Origin of the sequence: Duganella guangzhouensis (assembly GCF_009674535.1) — a bacterium.
Lineage (GTDB): Bacteria > Pseudomonadota > Gammaproteobacteria > Burkholderiales > Burkholderiaceae_D > Rugamonas > Rugamonas guangzhouensis.
In genome coordinates this window covers 114,843-134,157 of record NZ_WKJK01000005.1, presented here as the reverse complement: position 1 = coordinate 134,157, position 19,315 = coordinate 114,843, and the positions used below count along the sequence as shown (strand labels likewise).

Below are 19,315 nucleotides of genomic sequence, written 5' to 3'. Positions count from 1 at the left end.
ACGGTGCTACTGCGGACGGCTTATACCCAGCCCGCGTCGACGATGAATTCCTGGGCGGTGCACATGGCGCCGTCATCGGCGGCCAGGAACAGCACCATGGATGCCACGTGCTGCGGCATCAGTTTGTTTTGCAGGCACTGGTTACGCTTGATGTCGTCCTCGCCGGCGTCGTCCAGCCACAGGTCGATCTGGCGCTGGGTCATTACCCAACCCGGCGTGACGGTGTTGACGCGGATGCCATGGGCGCCGAATTCGCGCGCCAGGCCACGGGTCAGGCCATGCGTGGCGGCTTTGGTGGTGGCGTAGGCCGGGTAGCCGGCGTTCTTGACGTGCCAGGAGATCGAACCGACGTTGATGATGGAGCCGGCGCCTTTTTTCTTCATGCCTTCCAGGACGGCCTGGCAGGTGAAGAACATCGGACGCTGGTTGACGGCGATGCATTTGTCCCAGAATTCTGGCGTGACTTCGGCGGTTTCGTGACGCTGGTCGTTGGCGGCGTTGTTGACGAGGATGTCGAAGTCGCCCACCAGGCCGGCCAGTTCTGCGATGGTGGCCCGCAGTGCCGGAATGTCGGTGATGTCGCACTGGCGGAACAGCGGCTCGGGATAACCGGCTTCCTTGACGCGACGGATCAGGGCCAGGCTGGCGTCACGCGCGATGTCGACGAAGGCGACTTGCGCGCCCTGCTCGGCGAACGAGATCACCATCGCTTCGCCGATGCCGGTGCCGCCGCCGGTGATAAATACGCGCTTCCCGCGCAGGCTGCCAAACTTGGCCAGTTGTGTCATGTAATCTCCGTTTATTATTAATGCCCCCACCCTGAGGGGGAAACGCGCCGCCTCTGTGGCGGCGCGGTACTACGCTTAATTGCGAGTCAGTTCGCCTTCGCGGCGCAGCCAGGTGGCCGAGCCGTTATCGCGCAGAACCTCAGGCAGCAAGGCCTGCGACAGATTCTGGTAGCACACCGGGCGCAGGAAACGCGAGATCGCGCCGGTGCCGACCGAGGTGGTGCGGCCATCGGAAGTCGACGGGAACGGACCACCGTGCACCATCGAGCTGCACACTTCCACGCCGGTTGGATAGCCATTGGCCAGGATGCGGCCGACTTTGCGTTCCAGTACCGGCAGCAGCGCTTGCGCGGCTTCCAGATCGCCTTCGTCCATCAACAGCGTGGCGGTCAGCTGACCTTCCAGCTTCTCCGCGACCTGGCGCAGTTCCGCCACGTCCTTGCAGGCCACCACCAGCGATGCCGGGCCAAAGATCTCTTCCTGCAGCGCGTGCTGCGACAGGAACGACGATGCCGAAGCCACGAACAGCGCCGGAGCACCCTTGCCTTCCGCCTGTGGCGCCAACGCCAGCGTCTTCACATCCGCATGTTCGGCTAACTGATTCACGCCACGCGCGAAGTTACCGGCGATACCCGGCGTCAGCATCGAGCAGGCAGCGCCACCAACCAGCGCCGACGAGGCGGCGGCGGTGAAGCGGTCCAGATCCGGACCGGCAATCGCCAGCACCAGGCCAGGATTGGTGCACATCTGGCCCACGCCCAGCGTCAGCGAACCGGCGAAACCGGCGGCGATGTCTTCGGCGCGGTTCTTCAGTGCCTCCGGCAGCAGGAACACTGGATTGATCGAGCTCATTTCGGCATACACCGGAATCGGCACCGGACGCGCGGCGGCCGCCGCCATCAGCGCCAGGCCACCACCACGCGAGCCGGTGAAGCCGACTGCCTTGATAGCCGGATGCGACACCAGCTGAATGCCCATGTCGTTACCCACACCGGTCAGCAGCGAGAACACGCCGGCCGGCAGGCCGCAGATCTCAACCGCCTTGACGATGGCGCGCCCCACCAGCTCCGAAGTGCCTGGGTGTGCGAAGTGTCCCTTCAATACCACCGGGCAGCCGGCGGCCAGCGCCGACGCGGTGTCGCCACCGGCGACCGAGAACGCCAGCGGGAAGTTACTGGCGGCGAAAACAGCCACCGGACCCAAGCCGATCATGCGCATGCGCAGATCGGGACGCGGCGGCGTACGCTCAGGCAGCGCCTTGTCGAGACGGACGTCGTTCCACGAACCTTCGCGCAGCAGATTGGCGAACAGTTTCAGCTGACCGACGGTGCGGCCACGCTCACCTTCCACGCGGGCGCGCGGCAGTGCGGTTTCGGCCATCACGCGCTCCACCAGCACATCGCCCAGTTCCATGATCTGGTCGGCGATGGTGTCGAGGAAGGCGGCGCGCTTGTCGTCGCTCAGCGCGCGGAAGGTATCGAACGCTTCGTCGGCCAGGCGGCAAGCCTGGTCGATCTGCGCCGAGTCCACAGTGCGGAACTCTGGATCGATGGCCTGGCCGGCCGCTGGATTCCAGGCGCGGACGCCCGCGCCGGTGCCCGTGACGGCTTTGCCGCCGATCAGTGCATCACCGGTAATGATCATAATGCTTTCACTTTCGCGACTTCGGTTTTGAACACGGCCAGCTTGTTGCGCAGCGCCGGGCCGAATTGCGGCGCGTCGATTTCAAAGGTTTCGCCAGGCTGCACCGAGATGTTGTCGGCCACGCTCAGAGTGGCAGTGCCGAAGAAGTGCACGTGCACGTCGCCTGGGCGCTTGAACAGCGGGTACTTGAAGTGGTGGTGCTCCAGGTTGGCGATGGTGTGCGACATATTCTGCTCGCCGCTGAAGAATGGCTTCTCCCAACGTACCTTGCCTTCCTTGTCCAGAATACGCGAGGTGCCTTCGATGCTGGCCGGCGCTTCGCCCACCAGCAGCGCCGGGCCCAGGCCGCAGACGCGCAGCTTGGAGTGGGCCAGGTACAGGTAGTTCTGACGCTCGGTCACGTGGTCCGAGAACTCGTTGCCGATGGCGTAGCCCAGACGATATGGCTGGCCGTCGTCGCCGATGATGTACAGACCGGCCACTTCAGGCTCTTCGCCACCGTCCAGCGCGAAGTCCGGCATGGCCAGATCCTGGCCGCTGGCGGCTACGATCGAGCCGTCGCCCTTGTAGAACCATTCCGGCTGCACGCCGGCCTGGCCAGCGGCTGGCTTGCCGCCTTCAACGCCCATGCGGAACATCTTCATGGAGTCGCTCAGCGATTCGACGTCGCCGCCGATTTTCTTGTGCATGGCGTCGCGGGTGTCGGCGGAACCCAGGTGGGTCAGGCCGGTGCCGGTGACGAAGGTGTGGGCGTCGTCGCTGTGGTCCAGTGGCGACAGCAGGCGGCCTGCTGCTGCAACGGCGTCGAACGACGCGGTTTGTGCGCCGACCGATTTTTCAGCCAGCGCTTTCAGGCCGACCGATTTGCGGATCGCATCCTGGCCCAGCGCGTAGGTGGTGCTGTAGCCGTCGATGATGCGGATGGTGTTCTGTTCCAGCACGCCAACCTGGCGCGCGCCTTGTTCATTTTTGAATTGTACGAGTAACATGGGGGTCCCCTTGGTATCGCGCCCTCCGTGGAGGGCGCAACGAGATGATGATTAGTGCGAGTGGCGTGGTACGGCGGAGCCGCGATTACCAACCAGGAAATCGAAGTCGCAGCCTTCGTCGGCTTGCAGCACATGCTCGATATACAGCTGCTGGTAACCAGTCTTCGGACCTGGCGCACTACCGGCCACACGAACCGCCTGGCGTGCCGCCATTTCTTCGTCCGAGATCTCCAGATCCAGACGGCCGCCAGCGCAATCCAGCGTGATCCAGTCGCCATCCTTGACGATGCCCAGCGGGCCGCCGGCCATGGCTTCAGGCGCCACGTGCAGCACCACGGTGCCGTAAGCGGTACCCGACATGCGCGCATCCGAAATACGCACCATGTCCTTGACGCCGGCCGCCAGCAGCTTAGGCGGCAGGCCCATATTGCCCACTTCCGCCATGCCTGGATAGCCTTTAGGACCGCAGTTCTTCATCACCAGCACCGAGTCTTTATCGACTTCCAGATCCGGATCCATAATGCGGGCTTTGTAGTGTTCGAAGTCTTCAAACACCACCGCCTTGCCGCGATGCTGCATCAGTTCCGGCGTCGCCGCCGATGGCTTCAGCACTGCGCCGCGTGGCGCCAGGTTACCGCGCAGGATGCAGATGCCGCCGTCCTTGCGGATCGGGTTATCCAGCGTGCGGATCACTTCTTCATCGTAGATCGGCGCGTCGTTGCAGTTTTCCCAGATGGTCTTGCCGTTGACGGTCAGCGCGTTCGGATGCGGCAGGATGTTACCGTCGCCCATGCGGCGGATCACGCCTGGCAGGCCGCCAGCGTAGTAGAACTCTTCCATCAGGAAGCGGCCCGATGGCAGCAAGTCGACGATGGTCGGAGTGCCACGGCCAACGCGGGTCCAGTCTTCCAGCTCCAGATCGACACCGATACGGCCAGCGATGGCTTTCAGGTGGATCACGGCGTTGGTCGAACCGCCGATGGCGGCGTTGACGCGGATCGCGTTTTCGAAATTCTCTTTGGTCAGGATCTTCGACAGCTTCAGATCTTCACGCACCATATCGACGATGCGGATGCCGGACATGTGAGCCAGCACATAGCGGCGCGCGTCCACCGCAGGAATCGCGGCGTTGTGCGGCAGTGAAGTGCCCAGCGATTCAGCCATACAGGCCATGGTCGACGCGGTACCCATGGTGTTGCAGGTACCGGCCGAACGCGAGTGACCCGCTTCCGCGCCGATAAAGTCGTGCATCGACATTTTGCCGGCCTTGACTTCCTCGTGCAGCTGCCACACGGCAGTGCCGGAGCCGATGTTCTTGCCGTTCAGTTTACCGTTCAGCATAGGGCCGCCGGTCACCACGATGGTCGGGATATCGACCGAAGCGGCGCCCATCAGCAGCGCCGGGGTGGTTTTGTCGCAGCCGACCAGCAGCACCACACCGTCCATCGGATTGCCGCGGATCGATTCTTCCACGTCCATCGAGGCCAGGTTACGGGTCAGCATGGCGGTAGGACGCAGATTGGATTCGCCGTTGGAGAATACCGGGAATTCAACCGGGAAGCCGCCGGCTTCCAGAATACCGCGCTTGACGTGTTCCGCCAGCTTGCGGAAATGCGCGTTGCAAGGGGTCAGCTCGGACCAGGTGTTGCAGATGCCGATAATCGGCTTACCTTCGAATTCGTGATCAGGGATGCCTTGGTTCTTCATCCAGCTGCGATACATGAAACCGTTCTTGTCTTGGGTACCAAACCACTCGGCGGAGCGCAGCTTCACCTTTTTGTCATTCTCAGACATGCATTTCTCCTCAGTATTTTCCTGTGCGGGGACCTGAATATCATGCCCCCGCATCGATAAGGCATACTAAGACTTGCCGAGATAACTTTCCAATAAATTGTTTAACGACTTCGATACCAAAATCGATATAGCTACACGGTATGGAAACGATAAGCCATCACGGTCGAGTATTCCTGGTTCGGACGCAGCACCGTCGACGGGAAATCGGGGCGATTAGGCGAATCCGGGAAGTGCTGCGGTTCGAGGCAGAAGCCGCTGCGATAGCCGTAGATACGCCCTTTTCCCTGTGTCTCGTCATTGAGGAAATTACCGCTGTAGAACTGGATACCCGGCTCCTGCGACCACACTTCCAGCACCCGGCCGGACACCGGCTCCACCACCCGCGCCGACAATTCGAAGCCGCCCTGCTCTTTTTTATTCAACACGTAATTGTGGTCATAACCGGCGCCATAGCCCAATTGCTCATCTTTCTGATCAATGCGATGTCCGATGGCCTGCGGCGCGCGGAAATCGAACGGCGTGCCCTCTACCGGCGCCGGGCCGCCTTCCGGAATCAGGCCTGCATTAACCGGCGTGTAACGGTCGGCCGGGATGGTCAGCTGGTGGCCCAGGATATCACCCTTGCCGGCCAGGTTGAAGTAAGCGTGGTTGGTCAGGTTAATCGGCGTCGCTTTGTCGGCGATGGCGTGGAAGGCGATGCGCAGCTCATTATCGTTGCGCAGTTCGTAGATAGCGGTGACTTCGGCGGTGCCGGGATAACCCTGCTCGCCGTCCGGGCTCACATAGCTCAGGATCAGGCCCACCGATTTAGGCGTGTTGAAGGTTTCGGCTGCCCACAGGCGGCGGTGAAAACCGTCGCTGCCACCGTGCAGGTGGTTGCCGCCGTTATTGACGTCCAGCTGATAGTCCACGCCGTCCAGCGTAAAGCGGCCGTTGGCGATGCGGTTGCCATAGCGGCCGATCAGCGCGCCGAAGTATTCGGACTTGCCCATGTAGGACGTGACGTTATCGAATCCGTGGCAGACATCGGCCAGCACGCCGTCGCGGTCCGGCACGTGCAGTTCGGCGATCACGCCGCCCAGATTGCTGATCTTGGCGATCATGCCGTTGGCGTTGGTCAGGGTGTACAGGGTGGCCTGGCGGCCGTCCGGCAGCGTGCCGAATGGGGATTCAGTAATGGTTGCTTGCATGTTGACTCTCTAATGACAAGACGGCCGAGAGGTTACCCTGCTCGGCCGCCGGAAGATGGTGCGTTCGCTGGTTACGCGAGCGACGGCTTTCCGAATACGGGCATACCCTGCTCATCCCACTTCAGCGGTTTGACGAAAGTGTGACGGTCCGGATTCCACAGCGGGTCGCCGATAATCTCGGTGTAGGTGCGTGCATGATAAACCAACATGACAGTTTCGCCATCATCCGCGATGGTGAAACTGTTATGGCCGGGGCCATAGATTTTGTGTTCGAAGTCGGTTTGCAGCACCGGCTCCTTCGATTTGGTCCACGCGGCCGGGTCCAGCACGTCGGCGTTTTCGTCCGCCCACAGCAGGCCCATGGCGTAGTTTTCGTCGGTGGCGCTGGCCGAATAGCTGAGGAAGATCTTGCCGTTCTTTTTCAGGATCGATGGACCTTCGTTGACCCAGAAACCGCGAATCTCCCAGTCGAATTCCGGCTTGGTCAGCATCACCGGCGCGCCGCCCAGCTGCCACGGGGTTTTCATCGGCGCGATGTAGATGTTGGAATTGCCTTCGATGGCGTTGTCCTTCTGCGCCCATACATAGTACAGCTGGCCCTTGTGGGTGAAGGTGGTGGCGTCCAGGCAGAAGGTGTCGATGCCGGTGTCGATCTGGCCCATGAACTCCCACTCGCCTTCCAGCGGATTGGCGTTGGTGTTACGGATCGCGTACATGCGGTGCTGGAACAGCTTGTACTTGATCTCGCGCGACGGCGCGGCGGCGAAGTAGACGTACCAGGCGCCGTCGTTGAAGTGCAGCTCCGGCGCCCAAATCAGTTCGCTGTAAGCGCCGGTGTCCGGCTTGTGCCAGACATCGACCTTCTCGGCATCCACCAGGCCGGCGATGGTTTGGGCGCGACGCAGCTCAATACGGTCGTACTGCGGCACCGATGCGGTGAAGTAGTAATAGCCGTCGGTGTGACGATAGATATGTGGATCGGCGCGCTGCTCGATCAGCGGTTTCAGTACAGTGTTTTCCATTGCTTCGATTTCCAAAAAATTAGACTGCCACATAAGTTTGGGCTCCCATTTTCGCCTTGACCTCGATGTAGTACGCATTATTCAAACGGTACTTAAACATCAGCAGGCCCATGACGGTGTGGAAAAAACCCGGAATCAGCGTCAACATCAGCACGATGCCATGCATCGCGAAGGCGGTCTGCTCATGATTAGGTTGATATTGGAAATAAGTCAGCAGCACGCCAACCAGCGCGCCGGCGATGCCCATGCCGGCCTTCTGGCACACGGAGATGCCGCCGAAGGCGAAGCCGGACACGCGCTTGCCAGTCTTCAGCGTGCCGTAGTCGATGGTCTCGGCGATGGCCGACCAGAATACCGGCGCATGCAGGTCCACCACGAACGACAGCAGGAAGTACAGCACGAAAGCCAGCGCGGTGTCGCCCGGCTTGACGGTGAAGTACATCACGGCGCTGATGACGCCAACGGCGATCTGGGTCCAGCGGAACAGCTTGACCTTGCAATAGAACTTGGTGATCCAGGTCGAGGCGACCATGGACAGAATGGCGGCCACCACGCCGGTCGACAGGAAGGCCGACACGGTTTCGGTATTGGCGCCCAGGTAGTATTTTGCGTAATAGATGGCGACCGAGCCGCGCACCACGTAGCCGATGGTGCCGACCACGCACACAGCGCACAGAATCAGCCACTGGTCATTTTTCATCAGCACCTTGACCTGCTCACCCAGCGGCTGACGCGCCACCTTGTGCACCACGCGCTCTTTGGTGGTGAAGAAGCAGAACAGGAACAGCACCACGCCCATGGCCGCCATCAGCGCCATCGCGGCCTGATAGCCGACCGCCGCGTTGCCACCGCCCCAGCGTTCGGACAGCACCGGCACCACCACGGTCACCATGAAGGCGCCGACCTTGGCCAGGAACAGGCGGTAGCCGTTGGCGGACAACACCTGCTGCGGGTCATTCGACAGTACGCTGGGCAGGGATATATAAGAGACGCCCACGCCGGAGGTCATCAGCGTCATGATGATATAGGTCGAATAAGCCCATACCAGTTTGGCGCTATAGCCCCAGTCGGGGGTGGAGAATACGAAGAAGACGCTCAAACCATAGGGAACGGCGAGGAACAGCAGCCATGGGCGATATCGGCCCCAGCGCGTCATCACGGCATCGGTAATCTGGCCCATTACCAGGTCGCTGCAGGCACCGATGAATTTCACCAGCACGAACAGCAAGGCCAGGTCGGTGGTGGCCAGGCCATAGACGTCGGTATAGAAGAAGGTGATCATCAACATCATCGACGAGATCACCACATTCAGCGCCATATCGCCGGCGCCAAAGCCAATCTTCTCGATTACAGGCATTTTTTGATTCGACATCTTGATTACCTCAAAGTGCGAGGCCGCGCCCTCGCTCAAGCGGGGACGCGGCCAGATAGCTACGACTTATTTAGATCTTCCAGTTCACGAACAGGCCAACCGAACGGTCATAGCGACGGGTATCGCGTGGATACAGTGCCTTGGTGCTCCAGTAGTCGGTGTACTTGAAGTTCAACAGATTGGTGCCGGTCAGCGTGACCGTGGTGCTCTCGTTGATCTTGTAGCCCAGCGAACCATCCAGCGAAGACATCGGCGATGCGATCAGGTCCTTGCCGTCGCCGGTGTCATTGTAGACCTGGACGAACTTCGAACGCCAGTTGTAAGCCAGGCGGCCCGAGATGCCATACTTCTCATACAAGCCCACCACGTTGTACGACCATTTCGACATGCCGGCGAACGATTTTCCGTTCGATGCGCTGCCAGACACCGACGACGAAGTGGTCTGGCCTTCGGTATAGGTGGCGTTGGTCTCGATGCCGAAACCACCCAGCCAGCCAGGCAGTTTGTCGAAGAAGCTGCGGTACGCAATTTCCGCACCTTGCAGATAGCCGTCGTCAGTGTTGTACGGACGGGTGGTATCAAAGGTGACGCCGTTGAAAGTCTCTTTCACGACCTTGGTCATGATATAGCCTTTGAACTCGTGGCGGAACAGCGCCAGGCTGGCCATGCCGGTCGACGAGAAGTACCACTCCAGCGAGCCGTCGTAGTTACGCGCGGTGAACGGCTTCAGATCCGGATTGCCGCCCGACGCAGTCGCCTGCACGGTGGTGCCGTTCGAGTACACGTAGGCGGTGCCTGGGTTCAGATCCGCGAAGTTCGGACGGGTCATGGTCTTGGTGACCGACAGACGGGCGATCACGTCATCACGCAGCGTGGCCTTGAAGTTGGCGCTCGGCAGCCAGGCGGTGTCGCTCGACGTTTTCGAAGTCGGCACATACACGCTGCCGTTCAGCGAATTGCCCAGCAGGTCAGCGTCGGTCTTGGTCACGCGCATGCCCAGAACGCCGTCGATCGGCACACTGCCCATATCCCAGCCGATGTGCGCTTTGCCGTACAGCGCGTAGTTCTTCTCTTCGTCAGCGAAGTACGATCCAGGGTCCAGTGCCTTGGCGGCGCCGGTGCCGGTAACGGCGGCGCGGACGGCGGCGGTATCGCTGATCAGGTAGCTGGCGCATGGGGTGTACCAGGCGGTGGTACCCCAGTTGTTCTGCATGGTCGCCGTGCAGGTCATGCCTGGCAGCGTGGTCACACTGGCGCCGCTGGCGGCCGATACCGAACCCTCATACGATTTGATCGATGCGGCGCGGCGCTTGACGGCGCGCACACCGAAGCCGACATCCTTCAGCAGACCATCGCTGTCCAGGGTGTAGGTGCCGTCGGCACGCCAGTCGGTCGACGAGCCGGTGTCGTGACCATAGCGGTCGAAGAACTGGTACAGCGAGTAGTTGCTGGCGTTGGTCAGGTCGGTGCCGCCGTAGGTCACGTTGGCGGTGCCGCCGTTGTTGGTGGTCACACTGGCGTTGGCGACGTTGGTCAGCGTATCCAGGATAGGATTCTGCCATTGGTAGTCCGACAGCGTGCGCGCCAATTCGGTGCTCAGACGCAGGCCAGGCGCGGCGTTCCACTTGGCGCCCACCGCGTGCTGCTGGGTGACGTTGCTGGCGCGGTTGGCTTGTGTCGACATCAGCGTGTTGACGTTATGCGAGGTAATGGTTTGCAGCTGATCCGAACCAGGGATCTTGGTCCCGCTCATCAGCGCGCCGTCACCCCACCATGGCAACGCCACCAGGTAATCGGTTTCGAAGTTGTTCAGATAGTGGCTGCTCAGACCTTCCGCATACACTTCCAGATCTTTGTTCGGCTTCCACTGCAGCGCGTAGTTGAAGGCGGTGCGGCGGCGGTCGCCGCCGATGTTTTGCAGGCCAGCCAGATCGGGACCGGTCAGGTTAGGCAGCAGCCAGCTCTTGTCGATCGGCTTGGTGACGAATACCCGCTCCTCGCCGTAGTGGTTACGCACATAGGACACGCCGAACAGCGCGCCGATTTCACCGAAGTCGGTCTTCCAGCGGTTCGAGATCATGCCGCTGACGTTAGGGTCGGTGCGCTCGGCCAGCGAGTTGTTGGTGGCGCCGCCATTGACCACGGCGGTAAAGCCCTTGAAGTCGAACGGACGGTTGGTGCGGACGTCGATCACGCCGGCGATACCGCCTTCAACCAGGTCCGCGCTCTGCGATTTGTACACGTCCACGCGCTGCAGCATGGTCGATGGGATGTCGGCCAACTGAATGAAGCGGCCGGTGGTGGTGAACATTTCGCGGCCATTCACCAGGGTGGCGATGCCGGGCAAGCCACGGATCAGCACGGTGTTGGCTTCGCCGCCATCACGACGCACCTGGATACCGGTGACGCGGGCCAGGGTTTCTGCGACGTTGGTGTCTGGGAACTTACCGATATCGTCAGCGACGATGGAATCGATAACGTTTTCGGCATCTTTTTTGATTTTTTGTGCACTTTGTGCCGCGCGGCGCACGCCGGTCACGGTCACGGTGGCTTCAGGCTGGACTTCGGAGCCGGTGGCCGGCGTGGTTTCTTGCGCCATGACTGGGAAAGCGCTCAGCAGCCCCGCAGCTGCCAGCACGGCCACACCGGATTTCAGAACGAGACGATGGGTGGCCTGGGACTGGGAAGTCCCGGATATTATGTGCTTCATAAGTCTCCAGAATTATCTGTTTTTCTAATAGCTGCCGAATAGGTAGCAGCCCGTCTGGAACAAATCTTAGGTGCTGGTCCAAAAACTAACCAATCAATTTTTTGGGGTTTTCGATACCGAAAAAAGTATCAAACCGAACGAGCGCTCAGTAAAAAGCCCGCAGAAATGCGGGCTGGCGGGGAGGTGAATGAATCTACTGGAATGCTACTTCTGTGAAGCTGCGTAGCTTGCGAGAGTGTAGTTTATCCACACCTAACGCCCGTAACAGCTCCATGGCGCGGATGCCGATGCGTAAATGCTGGTCCACCCGGTCGCGGTAAAACTGGTTGGCCATGCCCGGCAATTTGATCTCGCCGTGCATGGGTTTGTCGCTCACGCACAACAAAGTGCCATAGGGGACGCGGAAGCGGAAGCCGTTGGCGGCAATGGTTGCGCTCTCCATATCGAGAGCAATCGCCCTGCTCTGGCTGAAACGGCGCTCCGGCGTGCGTTGCGGCATCAGTTCCCAGTTGCGGTTGTCGGTGCTGGCCACGGTGCCGGTGCGCATCACGCGCTTGAGATCGTGCCCGGTCAGCTGCGTGACCTCGGCCACGGCGGCCTCAATCGCCACCTGCACCTCGGCCAGCGGCGGAATCGGCACCCACAGCGGCAGATCTTCGTCCAGCACGTGGTCTTCGCGCACATAACCGTGCGCCAGCACGTAGTCCCCTAACTCCTGGGTATTGCGCAGGCCAGCGCAGTGGCCCAGCATCAGCCAGGCATGAGGACGCAGCACGGCGATGTGGTCGGTGATGGTCTTGGCATTGGCCGGGCCGACGCCGATGTTGACCATGGAAATACCGGTGCCGTCCTTGCGCATCAGGTGGTAGCCCGGCATCTGCGGCAGCCGTGGCAGCGGCGCACCGTGGGCGTCGCCCGGCGCCACCGCCTGGCCGACGCGGCGCATCACCAGGTTGCCCGGTTCGACGAAGGCGATGTAATCGTCGTCCGGCGAGCTGGCCGGCGACGCCATCAGCTCATGCCCAAGCTTGATGAATTCGTCGATGTAGAACTGGTAGTTGGTGAACAAAACGAACTTCTGGAAGTGTTCGCACGAGGTGCCGGTGTAGTGGCGCAGCCGTTGCAGCGAGTAGTCGACGCGCGGCGCGGTGAACAACGACAGCGGCTGCGCCTCGCCAGGCGACGGTTCGTGGGTGCCGTTGGCGATGCCGTCGTCCATGGCGGCCAGGTTGGGCAGATCGAACACGTCGCGCATCAGCAAGCGGCGTTCGGCGGTCATGCTGCCTTCGATGTGTTCATGCTCTGCAAACGAGAAATGGATCGGAATCGGCTGCGCGCTGACGCCCACCTCGATCTTGACGTGATGGCTGCCATGGTTTTTCAACAGCAGCTTGAATTGCTGCGAATAGTAGCGAGCGAACAGATCGGGGCGGGTCAGCGTGGTTTCATAGGTGCCGGGGCCGGCGACAAAACCGAACGCCAGCCGCGAATCGGCGCGCGCCACAGTATCGGTATGAACCCGCACGAACGGATAGCAAGCCCGCACGTGCTCACCGATGTCTTCGCCGGCGACGAAGCGCTTCATGGCGTCGCGCAGGTAAGCGATGTTGGCGTCGTAGATGGCCAGCACCTGATCGTAAGCCGCTTGTGGGTCGTCAAACTGCATGGGGGCGATGAATGGGCGGGTATTCGTAGACATGCGACTCCTTCGTTTTCGGCTCGTATTTCCTATTGTAAAGGCTGTAAGCAGAACTTGCATTCTCCCTCTAGGGGAACCATCTGGCGTACCGTACAATGGCGCCCTGACACCTATAAAAGCTAACGCATGAATCAACCTGTAACACCGCTTATTCCAGATGTTTTGTTCGGCCCGCAGCAAGATAGTTTGCTGCGTGAGGAAATCCTGGCCGATCTGCTGGAAGCCACCGCCGCGCGCAGTCCGGACCAGACTGCGCTGATGTTTGGCGAGCGGTCGCTGACGTATGCGGAATTGAACGTGCAGGCCGACCTGGTGGCGGCGCGCCTAATCGCGGCCGGCGTGCAGCCTGGCCAGATCGTCGGACTGTGGCTACCGCGCGGGATCGAGCTGCTGGTGCTGCAGGCCGGTATCGCCAAGGCTGGCGCAGCCTGGCTGCCGGTCGATGAGGATACGCCGGTCGAGCGTTTGCAAGTGTGTCTGGATGATGCGGATGGCGCCGGGGTGCTGACCAGCGCCGCATTGGCGCCGCGCCTGGCCGCCCTGCCCGAGTTTGCGGCGTCCGGCCGTCCGGTGTGGACCGCCGAAGCGTTGCTGGCCGCCCCCGCCGCTGGCGAAACCTTGGCCCGGCGTGGCAACGTTTCGCCTGACGTGCCGGCCTATGTGATTTACACCTCCGGCTCGACCGGCAAGCCGAAAGGCATCCTGATTACCCAGCGTAGCATCTGCCATTTCCTGCGCAGCGAGAACGAGGTGCTGGGCGTGCAGGCGTCGGACAAGGTGTATCAGGGCTTCTCGGTTGCCTTTGACATGTCGTTCGAAGAGATCTGGATTGCGTATCTGGTCGGCGCCACGCTGTGGATCGGCCCCAAGGAAATCAGCGGCGACCCGGAGACGCTGCCGCGCATGCTGGAGCAGAACCATGTGACCGTGCTGCACGCGGTGCCAACGCTGCTCGCGCTGTTCAATCAGGAGGTGCCCAGCCTGCGCCTGATTAATCTGGGCGGTGAAGCCTGCCCGGAATCGCTGGTGCAGCGCTGGTCGCGCGATGGCCGGCAGATGTTCAATACCTACGGCCCGACCGAGGCCACCGTCTCCGCCAGTCTGGCGCGGCTACGGCCCGGCTATCCGGTCACCATCGGCCGCCCGCTGCCCAACTATGGCCTGCTGGTGATCGACACCAATACCGAAGCCGCCGCCGACGGCTCGACCGCGCCGGTGCTGCGTCTGCTGGCGCGCGGCGAGGTCGGTGAGCTGTGCATCACTGGTCCGGGCCTGGCCGCCGGCTATCTTGGCCGCCCCGACCTGACCGCCGAGAAGTTCCTGCTGAACCCCTGGTCGACCGGCCCACATGACGCCCGCCTGTACCGCACCGGCGACCTGGCACGCATCGGCGACGATGGCGAGGTGACCTGCCTGGGCCGCGCCGACGACCAGGTAAAAATCCGCGGCTTCCGCGTCGAACTGGGCGAAATCGAAGCGCTGCTGGCGCAGCAGCCAGGCGTCGGCACCGTCGCCGTCCTGTTGCGCAAGGATGACGGCATCGACCAACTGGTCGCCTACCTCGTCCCCGAAGGCGCCGCCACGCTCGATCCACGCGAACTGCGCACCGCGCTGGCCGCCAAACTTCCGCCCTACATGGTCCCCAGCCGCTACGAATTCCTGGACGCCATGCCGCGCCTGACCTCCGGCAAAATCGACCGCAAAACGCTGAAAGCCAGCCCACTGAGCGTAGCTGCAGCCGGCAACGCCGAGGACTCCGACCTACCCGAAACGCCGGCCGAAGCAGCGCTGTTCGCCGCCCTGGCCGCGCTTTTCCCCGGCCAGCCGATCCTGCGCAACGCTGACTTCTTCACCGACCTTGGCGGCCACTCCTTCTTCGCAGCGCGCCTGGCCTCGTCGCTACGCGCCGATCCGCGCTACGCCCATATCACCGTGCGCGACATCTACCAGCAGCGCCAGATCGGCAAAATCGCCCTGGTCCTGGCCGACGCCCCCGACAACGCCGCACAAGAACAGGACTGGACGCCACCGTCACGCCTCAAACGCTGGACCTGCGGCGTAGCGCAAGCGCTCGCCATGCCGCCGCTGGTCACGCTGCGCATGGCGCAATGGCTGGCGCCCTTCTTCACCTACCACTTCTACACCGGCGACCCGGGCGACTCGGTGGCGCGCGCCATCACCGCATCGGTGCTGGTGTTCCTGCTGGCGACCATCGGTGAATTCGGCATCGCCATCATCGGCAAATGGCTGATCGCCGGCCGCCTCAAGCCCGGCGTCTATCCGCTGTGGGGACTGACCTACTACCGCTGGTGGCTGGCCGACCGGCTGGTGGAAGCCGCTCCCGCCTATCTGCTGAGCGGTTCCTCGCTCAACGCCTGGTGGCTGCGCGCGCTCGGCGCCAAAATCGGCAAGGAAGTCACCATCGGCTCGATGACGCTGCGCGCGCCCGACCTGCTGCAGATCGACGACCAGGTCAGCATCGGCAACGCCGTCAACTTTGAAAACGCCCGCGTCGAACGCGGCCAACTGCATCTGGGCCAGATCACGCTGGAGCGCGACGCCTGCGTCAGCTCCTACGCCATCATGGAAGGGAATACCCGCGTCGAAGCGCTGGGCCACCTCGAAGGCCAGTCGGCACTGGCCGATGGCGGCGTGGTGCCGGCAGGCCGCGTGTGGGCTGGTTCGCCGGCGCGCGACATGGGCGCCTTCGACACCACCAGACTACCGCCGCGCCCCGCCGTCAGCGCCGGCCGCCGTTCCGCCGAAGCGCTGTTCTTCATCCTCGGCATCCTCGGCGTGGTCACGCTGTTCTTCATGCCGGTGTTCCCGAGCTTTGTGCTGATCGACTGGTTCGACGAAAACGGCTGGCTGCCGTGGATTCAAGGCGACGACATGCGCATCCAGCTGCTGCGCTACTTCCTGCTGGCCTTCCCGGCCAGCGCGGTGCTGATCATCCTGACCGCGCTGCTGTCGGCGGCGATCCGCTGGAGCGCGCTGCCGCGCCTCAAGCCAGGCCGCTTCGCGGTGCACAGCAACACCTATTGCGCCAAGTGGCTGGTCAGCCAGATCCAGGAATCCAGCCTGAATGTGCTGCACGGGATTTACGCGACCGTGTTCGCGCCGTGGTGGTATCGCCTGCTCGGCGCCAAGGTTGGCAAGGATGCCGAAATCTCGACCGCGCTGGGCGTGGTGCCGGACATGCTGACGCTGGGCGACGAAACCTTCATCGCTGATGCGGTGATGCTGGGTGACGAGGAAATCGACGGCGGCTGGATGGAAATGCGGCCGACCGTGATTTCGCATCGCAGTTTTGTCGGCAACGGCGCTTACATCCCGGACGGCACGGTGCTGCCGGAGCATGTGCTGATCGGTGTGCACTCGCGCGCGCCGGACAATCAGCATATGAAGCATGGCGATACCTGGCTGGGCTCTCCGCCGATCAACCTGCCGGCGCGCGAGCAGACCAGCGGTTATCCGGAGCATTTGACCTTCCATCCGTCGCCGCTGCGCCGTTTGGGGCGCGGGTTAATCGAAGCGTTTCGCATCGTCGCGCCGCATGCGCTGGTGATCGCGGTCGGCTACACGCTGGTGCTGGCGGTGATGCCGGCCGCCGGTGCGGGGCGCTGGGGGGAGGTGATCTGGGATCTGACGCTGGCCGGGCTGGTGTACGGTATCGGCAATTACGTGTTCGTGGTGCTGCTGAAATGGCTGCTGATTGGCCGTTATCGCAAACAATCGGAGCCGATGTGGACGCCGTTTGTGTGGCTGTCGGAGGGCGTGACCAATCTGTATGAAGGCATCGCGGTGCCGAACTTCATGCGCTATCTGCGCGGCACGCCGTGGCTGCCGCTGGCGTTCAACCTGCTGGGCTGCCGGATTGGCAAGGGCGTCTACATGGACACCACCGATATCACCGAATTCGATTGCGTGCAGATCGGCGATAACAGCGAGCTGAATGCGTTGACCTGTCCGCAGACCCATTTGTTCGAAGACCGCGTGATGAAGATCGACCATGTGGTGATCGGAGAGCGGGTCTACATGGGACCGCGCGCGGCGGTGCTGTACAGTGCCGCCATCGGCGACAACGCCCGCCTCGGCGCGCTGACGCTGGTGATGAAGGGCGAACACATTCCCGCCAACAGCAACTGGGCCGGCTGCCCGGCCGCCCCGTCGCGCCAATGAACACCCTGGCCGTCCAGCGCTGGCCCGGCCCCACGCCGACGCCGCAGGACGGCCTGTTCGCCCTTCTCCTCGATCCCGCCGCCCTCTCGCCTCCCGCTGCCTTTTCGCTCGTGGGCGCGCTGGAGGCCGGCCGACAGCGCGAAGCGGCGCGGCACGCCGTGCGGCAGGCGGCGCGCGAGGCATTGGCCGCAGTGCTGGGCGTGAGGCCGGACGACATCAGCATCGTCTCCAGCCCCGGCGAGCCACCGCGCGTGCTGCTGGCCGACCGTCCCAGCGCCATCGGCTGCTCTTTCTCGCACGATGGCGACCACTCGCTGGTGGCCATCAACCTGCAAGGCCCCATCGGCGCCGACATCATGCACGTGCAGGACATCCCCGACTGGCAAGCCGTCGCCCGCGATTACCTGGGCCCAGTCGCCAGCGCCGCACTGCAGGCCACACCCGCCACCGAACGACCAACAGCCTTCACGCGCATGTGGACACAACGCGAAGCCGCGCTAAAATGCATGGGCCAACAATTAAGCGAATGGCGCGCCGACATCCCAGGCCAGACCATCGCCCTGGCGCTGCCAGTCCCCGGCCTGGCAGGACACCTACATACAGGAGACAAAAACGCATGAGATTGATCGCCTTGCTGCTGGCCGCATTTGCGGGAACCGCCAGCGCCGCCGCCTGCGGCCCGGACCAACTGAACACCGAACGCACCATCACCCTCAAACGCGAAGGCGCCGCCTACGGCACCAACCAGCACGCCGCGCTGCCGCTGCAACCAGGCGAAGTCGTACTCACCTTCGACGACGGCCCATCGCCTGAAAACACGCCGCTGGTCCTCAAAGCCTTGGCCGATCAATGCGCCAAAGCCACCTTCTTCCTTGAAGGTCAGCACCTGCGGACCTCACCCGACCTGGCCCGCCGCGAAATCAGCGAAGGCCACAGCGTAGGCATCCACAGCGACACCCACCCGCACCTGACGCAGCTCAGCCCAGAGCAGCAACTGGACGACCTTGCGCGTGCCCGTGCCGCCTACAAAACCGTGTTCGGCGTTGAAACCCCAGCCTACCGCTTCCCCTTCCTGGAAGAGACACCGACCATGCTGGACGCGCTCAAGCAAGCCAACATCACCGTCGCTTCGATCGACCTGGGCATCAACGACTGGATCCCCGAAGACACCACCGACATCCTCGCCCAACGCCTGAACGCAAGCCTGGACAAGGCCGGCCGCGGCATCATCCTGATGCACGACGCGAACGGCCCGACCGCCAAAGCGCTGCCCACGCTACTCAAAGTCCTGAAAGACAAAGGCTACAAAGTAGTCCACCTGGAATGGGAGCCAGCACCATGAGCAGCGACAAAGTAGACGCCTTTCTGGAGCGCGCCAAGAACTGGCAAGAAGAATTCATCGCCCTGCGCGCCATCATCAACAGCGCCGGCGAGCTGACCGAAAACCTCAAATGGGGCCAGCCCTGCTACACGCTGGACGGCCACAACGTCGTGCTGATGCACGGCTTCAAAGAATACTGCGCGCTGCTGTTCTTCAAAGGCGCGCTGATGAAAGATCCGAAAAATATCCTGATCCAGCAAACTGAAAACGTCCAGGCAGCGCGCCAGATCCGCTTCACCGGCGTAGCCGACATCACGCGGCAGGAAAAGGTGCTGAAGTCCTACCTGAAAGATGCCATCGCCCTGGAAAAATCCGGCGCCAAAGTCGAACTGAAAAAGACCGCCGAATTCGACTTCCCCGAAGAGCTGGAACGCAAAATGGACGACCTGCCAGCGTTGCGCACCGCCTTCGAGCAACTGACGCCCGGCCGCCAGCGTGCCTACCTGCTGCACTTCTCCTCAGCCAAACAAGCCAAAACCCGCGAATCGCGCATCGACAAATGCGTCGACCGCATCCTGGCAGGCAAAGGGCTGGATGACTAACG

The 19,315-nt window shown here is 62.3% G+C and carries 13 protein-coding genes; 4 read left to right on the top strand and 9 right to left on the bottom strand.

The genetic code is table 11. The annotated features are described in order from the left end of the window. Positions 1-20: 20 nt before the first annotated feature. The 9 genes from GJ699_RS11250 to GJ699_RS11210 all read right to left on the bottom strand — a co-directional run bounded on the left by GJ699_RS11250 (position 21) and on the right by GJ699_RS11210 (position 13,208). The gene (locus tag GJ699_RS11250; protein WP_154376158.1) at positions 21-788 is read right to left on the bottom strand and encodes an SDR family NAD(P)-dependent oxidoreductase; all 768 of its coding nucleotides are present in this window, start codon (positions 786-788) and stop codon (positions 21-23) included. 75 nt (positions 789-863) lie between these two features. Beyond that, positions 864-2,432 carry an aldehyde dehydrogenase (NADP(+)) gene (locus GJ699_RS11245; protein ID WP_154376156.1) on the bottom strand — a complete coding sequence of 523 codons (1,569 nt, stop codon included), beginning with the start codon at positions 2,430-2,432 and terminating at the stop codon, positions 864-866. Then, positions 2,429-3,421 (bottom strand): AraD1 family protein, encoded by a 993-nt coding sequence (gene araD1 / locus GJ699_RS11240; RefSeq protein ID WP_154376153.1) that lies wholly within the window; start codon positions 3,419-3,421, stop codon positions 2,429-2,431. The genes GJ699_RS11245 and araD1 overlap by 4 nt, the downstream gene beginning before the upstream one ends. A gap of 51 nt (positions 3,422-3,472) precedes the next feature. Beyond that, the gene (locus GJ699_RS11235) at positions 3,473-5,215 is read right to left on the bottom strand and encodes an IlvD/Edd family dehydratase (RefSeq protein ID WP_154376151.1); all 1,743 of its coding nucleotides are present in this window, start codon (positions 5,213-5,215) and stop codon (positions 3,473-3,475) included. A 131-nt stretch (positions 5,216-5,346) separates the two neighbouring features. Then, positions 5,347-6,405: an aldose epimerase family protein gene (locus GJ699_RS11230; protein WP_154376150.1), complete on the bottom strand. Its 1,059-nt coding sequence runs from the start codon at positions 6,403-6,405 to the stop codon at positions 5,347-5,349. A gap of 71 nt (positions 6,406-6,476) precedes the next feature. Then, entirely contained in the window at positions 6,477-7,427 is a 951-nt protein-coding gene (locus GJ699_RS11225) for a glycoside hydrolase family 43 protein (protein WP_154376148.1), read from the bottom strand. A 19-nt stretch (positions 7,428-7,446) separates the two neighbouring features. Beyond that, complete coding sequence (locus GJ699_RS11220; protein ID WP_154376146.1) at positions 7,447-8,799, bottom strand: MFS transporter; 1,353 nt, start codon at positions 8,797-8,799, stop codon at positions 7,447-7,449. A 70-nt stretch (positions 8,800-8,869) separates the two neighbouring features. Beyond that, on the bottom strand, positions 8,870-11,509 hold the full coding sequence (locus GJ699_RS11215; RefSeq protein ID WP_154376144.1) for a TonB-dependent receptor: 2,640 nt from the start codon (positions 11,507-11,509) through the stop codon (positions 8,870-8,872). A gap of 193 nt (positions 11,510-11,702) precedes the next feature. Beyond that, entirely contained in the window at positions 11,703-13,208 is a 1,506-nt protein-coding gene (locus GJ699_RS11210) for an AMP nucleosidase (protein WP_154376142.1), read from the bottom strand. 126 nt (positions 13,209-13,334) lie between these two features. Between GJ699_RS11210 and GJ699_RS11205 the strand changes: the two genes are divergently transcribed. The 4 genes from GJ699_RS11205 to GJ699_RS11190 all read left to right on the top strand — a co-directional run bounded on the left by GJ699_RS11205 (position 13,335) and on the right by GJ699_RS11190 (position 19,313). Continuing rightward, positions 13,335-17,390 carry a Pls/PosA family non-ribosomal peptide synthetase gene (locus tag GJ699_RS11205; protein ID WP_154376140.1) on the top strand — a complete coding sequence of 1,352 codons (4,056 nt, stop codon included), beginning with the start codon at positions 13,335-13,337 and terminating at the stop codon, positions 17,388-17,390. A 110-nt stretch (positions 17,391-17,500) separates the two neighbouring features. Further along, on the top strand, positions 17,501-18,010 hold the full coding sequence (locus GJ699_RS11200) for a 4'-phosphopantetheinyl transferase family protein (RefSeq protein WP_371867531.1): 510 nt from the start codon (positions 17,501-17,503) through the stop codon (positions 18,008-18,010). Beyond that, complete coding sequence (locus GJ699_RS11195; protein ID WP_195763520.1) at positions 18,007-18,732, top strand: polysaccharide deacetylase family protein; 726 nt, start codon at positions 18,007-18,009, stop codon at positions 18,730-18,732. The genes GJ699_RS11200 and GJ699_RS11195 overlap by 4 nt, the downstream gene beginning before the upstream one ends. Then, positions 18,729-19,313 carry a YdeI/OmpD-associated family protein gene (locus GJ699_RS11190; protein WP_229262064.1) on the top strand — a complete coding sequence of 195 codons (585 nt, stop codon included), beginning with the start codon at positions 18,729-18,731 and terminating at the stop codon, positions 19,311-19,313. The genes GJ699_RS11195 and GJ699_RS11190 overlap by 4 nt, the downstream gene beginning before the upstream one ends. The last annotated feature ends 2 nt before the right edge of the window (positions 19,314-19,315 follow it).

What these genes read in the sequence shown, in the direction of transcription:
- GJ699_RS11250 (WP_154376158.1), bottom strand. Translation starts at nt 788, where the DNA reads ATGACACAACTGGCCAAGTTTGGCAGCCTGCGCGGGAAGCGCGTATTT.
- GJ699_RS11245 (WP_154376156.1), bottom strand. Translation starts at nt 2,432, where the DNA reads ATGATCATTACCGGTGATGCACTGATCGGCGGCAAAGCCGTCACGGGC.
- araD1 (WP_154376153.1), bottom strand. Translation starts at nt 3,421, where the DNA reads ATGTTACTCGTACAATTCAAAAATGAACAAGGCGCGCGCCAGGTTGGC.
- GJ699_RS11235 (WP_154376151.1), bottom strand. Translation starts at nt 5,215, where the DNA reads ATGTCTGAGAATGACAAAAAGGTGAAGCTGCGCTCCGCCGAGTGGTTT.
- GJ699_RS11230 (WP_154376150.1), bottom strand. Translation starts at nt 6,405, where the DNA reads ATGCAAGCAACCATTACTGAATCCCCATTCGGCACGCTGCCGGACGGC.
- GJ699_RS11225 (WP_154376148.1), bottom strand. Translation starts at nt 7,427, where the DNA reads ATGGAAAACACTGTACTGAAACCGCTGATCGAGCAGCGCGCCGATCCA.
- GJ699_RS11220 (WP_154376146.1), bottom strand. Translation starts at nt 8,799, where the DNA reads ATGTCGAATCAAAAAATGCCTGTAATCGAGAAGATTGGCTTTGGCGCC.
- GJ699_RS11215 (WP_154376144.1), bottom strand. Translation starts at nt 11,509, where the DNA reads ATGAAGCACATAATATCCGGGACTTCCCAGTCCCAGGCCACCCATCGT.
- GJ699_RS11210 (WP_154376142.1), bottom strand. Translation starts at nt 13,208, where the DNA reads ATGTCTACGAATACCCGCCCATTCATCGCCCCCATGCAGTTTGACGAC.
- GJ699_RS11205 (WP_154376140.1), top strand. Translation starts at nt 13,335, where the DNA reads ATGAATCAACCTGTAACACCGCTTATTCCAGATGTTTTGTTCGGCCCG.
- GJ699_RS11195 (WP_195763520.1), top strand. Translation starts at nt 18,007, where the DNA reads ATGAGATTGATCGCCTTGCTGCTGGCCGCATTTGCGGGAACCGCCAGC.
- GJ699_RS11190 (WP_229262064.1), top strand. Translation starts at nt 18,729, where the DNA reads ATGAGCAGCGACAAAGTAGACGCCTTTCTGGAGCGCGCCAAGAACTGG.